5 protein-coding genes are annotated in these 3,293 nt (G+C 64.2%); 4 read left to right on the forward strand and 1 reads right to left on the reverse strand.

The window, feature by feature from the left end:
* Nucleotides 1–213 (forward strand): response regulator (locus tag GY725_19845; GenBank protein ID MCP4006439.1); only part of this gene is annotated, 213 nt, incomplete at its 5' end.
* A gap of 468 nt (nucleotides 214–681) precedes the next feature.
* On the forward strand, nucleotides 682–966 hold the full coding sequence (locus GY725_19850; GenBank protein MCP4006440.1) for a hypothetical protein: 285 nt from the start codon (nucleotides 682–684) through the stop codon (nucleotides 964–966).
* Between the two features lie 325 nt (nucleotides 967–1,291).
* On the opposite strand, the gene GY725_19855 is transcribed toward GY725_19850, so the two are convergent.
* On the reverse strand, nucleotides 1,292–1,540 hold the full coding sequence (locus GY725_19855; GenBank protein MCP4006441.1) for a hypothetical protein: 249 nt from the start codon (nucleotides 1,538–1,540) through the stop codon (nucleotides 1,292–1,294).
* A 237-nt stretch (nucleotides 1,541–1,777) separates the two neighbouring features.
* Here GY725_19855 and GY725_19860 point away from each other — a divergent pair, with 237 nt between their 5' ends.
* On the forward strand, nucleotides 1,778–2,581 hold the full coding sequence (locus GY725_19860) for a hypothetical protein (GenBank protein ID MCP4006442.1): 804 nt from the start codon (nucleotides 1,778–1,780) through the stop codon (nucleotides 2,579–2,581).
* A 476-nt stretch (nucleotides 2,582–3,057) separates the two neighbouring features.
* Nucleotides 3,058–3,293 (forward strand): type II toxin-antitoxin system Phd/YefM family antitoxin (locus GY725_19865; protein MCP4006443.1); only part of this gene is annotated, 236 nt, incomplete at its 3' end.

Raw genomic sequence — 3,293 nt, forward strand, 5'->3', positions numbered from 1 at the left:
CAAGAGAAGATGTCCGAGGTCAAGGTGCTGAGCGGTCTGCTGCCGATCTGCTGTAAGTGCAAGAAGATCCGCGACGACGAGGGCTACTGGGACCATCTCGAGCTCTTCATCCACACACACTCCGAGGCCGAGTTCAGCCACGGCATCTGCCCCGAGTGCTTGGAGTCGGTCCTTGCCGAGCGTCCCGAGCTCAGGCCGCGGGAGCCGTCGTGAAGGTCGACAGCGGCGAGGCCGCGTGGATCTAGTGGCAAGACCGTCACCGACGCCGTCCCGAAGGAGGTGCGCCCCCGAAGGAGGTGCCGGGCATCTCTAACTTTGGCCGAGCCCCACGACTTCACCAGGAGACGACGATGACGTGTACGATCTGTCGGCACGGGACCCTCGAGAAGGGCTCGGCAACAGTCGTGCTGGAGCGCGGGGAAGCGACCGTCATCCCTCGTCGCCATCAGGACGGCTGACCGCGAGCCCTGGCCTCGACCTGGCCGCAGATCTCAGCCCTTTTGGATGAGCACTGTTGAGCTCGATTGTGCCCCCTTGCCGTTTGCAAGAGGGCAGAATGAGCTCAGGGATGGCTCTGGGCAACGGCGGATGGTGGCCGTTGAGCACGAGAGTGGCTCTGGGGGATTCTAATCCGTGCCGTTGAGCGCTCAACAGTGGCTCGGGGGATTCGACAGAGGGGTGTTGAGCGCTCAACACCTGGTTCTGGATTTGCCCAAGGCGATCCTCGAGCTCAACGGCGGCATTTCGCGGCGCGCAAAGCGCGCCCGTGCGCTCAACGGCGGCATTTCGCAACGCGCAAAGCGCGCCCGTGCGCTCAACGGCGGCCTTTTGCAATGCGCAAAGCGTGACCGCGAGCTCGACGGCAGCATCTTGGCGCGACCAGGGACGACTCTCGCTCTTCTCGCCACGTTTGCCAGCGTCGGCGGCGCGGCCTCCGAGGTAGGTGCCCGGCTGGCCGCAGCTTGACCAGCGCCACTGAGTCGACGCCGAAGTCTCTATCGAAGCTGTGATCGTCTTCCGCAGGCGCGAAGACTGCTCGAGCCGAGAGCCGATATGCGCACACGCACGCTTCGAGACGCAGCTCTCCCGGCACGCCTCTGTGCCCGTATCCGTGAAAAGAGCGAGGCTCGCCACGGCAGAGCAGGCGAGACGCCTGCGCTCCCAGCAGGCGGAGTGGCGGCACCACATTCGAAGCTGGGGTTCTTCGGATCGGCAGTCGCGCCAGGACGATACGCTGCCGAGCGCCTCAGCCGGGGAAGTGAAACTGATGGGAATTGGCGACCGCTGGGAACTACGGAAGTTCGTCGCCTGCAAGCGGCGCCTTGCCCTTCCCGGCGCGAGACAGGATCCTGCGTGCCTCGGCGACATCCGCGCGAGATGCTCGCTCCCGGAAGCAAGCCTCGGTTCGGAGTGCGGAGAGCTTCTCAGCCACGGCGACGTTGATGAGTTGGTTCACCGCGACTCCCTCCTCCTCGGCCAGTTTCCGGGTCTCCTCGAGAAGGGACGGTTGAAGTCTCAAGGCAAAATTACTTCTTCTCATGCTTCATCTCCCAGCGTCTCAAGGCTTCTCCAGGTGAGGCGATCGTCATCCAGCACAGTCCGCATTCCTGAATGATATCGAGGCCACGGAGCCGCGGCTGACATCTCGGCTGAGCAGGCGAGACGCCTGCGCTCCCAGCAGGCGGAGTCAGACGGCCCGTGGTATTCTCGGCACGTGGACAAGAAGTCGGACTTTCGGATGACCCTCGCGCCCGGAGACGCCTCAGTGGCGACTTAGATGAGCCTGACCGCAGAGCGAGAATGGCCGCCGCTCGAGGATCATCTCGATCCGCCAGAGATCACCCGCTACGAGCGCCAGGAATTCGAACGTCTCGAGGCCCCCTACGCCGATCCCGAGCACGGCGACTTCCACTTTCGCCTGAATCGGCTGCTTGCTACCCACCTGGCGGAAGGCTATGTCGGCTCGGTGGACCTCAAGACCCGTGTCGCTGAAGGCTCCGACTTCGCCAGCGATACCTGCATCCGGAAAGATGGCGACGACCCGCGGACCGGTGTGCGCTATCTCGAGGAACTGGTCTTCGAGATCGTCTCCAAGCGCTCCCTCGAGGACACAGATCGTCGCGCCCGAGCGTTCGCCGAGCGCGGCGTTCGCCGCCAGATCGCGATCTTTGTCCAAGAGGGCGAGGTCCGCGAGTGGTCATCCCGCAGCAACGGCTGGAAGCGGCTTGATCCACGCCGGAGCCTTCGGGATCCCTGCCTGGCGCATCCCTTACCCGTCTCCGCGTTGCTCGACGCGACCGAGGCGGAGGTCGCCATGGCGCGGGCGCTGGAGGCGAAAGGCAACCCCGCCATCGCCGACATGAAGCAGCAGAACGCTCTCAAAGGCGAAGCGCGTGGACGCGCCGAGGGGGAAGCCCGGGGACGCGCGATCGCGCTTCTGACCGTCCTCGCCGCGCGCGGTTTTGAGATCTTGGACCCAGAGCGCCAACAGATCCTCGCCACGACCGATCCCGAGACACTCGACCGCTGGCTCCAAAGAGCGGCCACCGCCGACTCTCTCGACGAAGTGCTCGGCGAATAGATCCGCTAAAGCGTGCTCGGAAGTGCTGCCCCGGGCAGCAGTCGATGTTCGATCGTGCCCCAGAGAGCCCGAAGGTCACAAGATCGACGATCGACCGCAGCTTGCTGAAACTTTCAGCAAGGCGCTCGGCGCTCGATCGAGCTTCGCTGACCAAGCGCACGATGCGATCGACACTCGTTCGCACGTCAGCGACGGTGCGCGTCGTACGATCGACGGTCGATCGTGGGTCTGGGCTCCTGCCTATCGTGCGATCGACGCTCGTTTGCACGTCAGTGACGGTGCGCGCCGTACGATCGACGGTCGATCGCGCTTCGGGGAAGTCGGCGGTCCTGCGATCGACGGTCGATCGCGGAATCGTGCTCCTGCCTGAGAGACGAGCGAGGCTCGCGGGCACGTCACCGCCATAGCGATTCGCAGGCGGCAGATTGACGCCTCTGGAAGCGTACGTTATGATGTACGTTCGACAAGGAGCCACGATGAGCACGATCAACGCCACCCACGCCCGCGCCAATCTCTACACGTTGCTCGAGCAGGTCGCCGAGTCTCATGAGCCGGTTCAGATCACCAGCAAGCGAGGCAATGCGTTCCTGGTCTCCGAGGAAGACTGGAGATCGGTTCAGGAGACGCTTTACCTGCTGTCGGTCCCGGGCATGCGGGAGTCGATCATCGACGGGATGGAGACTCCGGTCGAGGAGTGCTCCGAGGATCCCGG

Source organism: bacterium, assembly GCA_024226335.1.
Taxonomy (GTDB): Bacteria; Myxococcota_A; UBA9160; order SZUA-336; family SZUA-336; genus JAAELY01.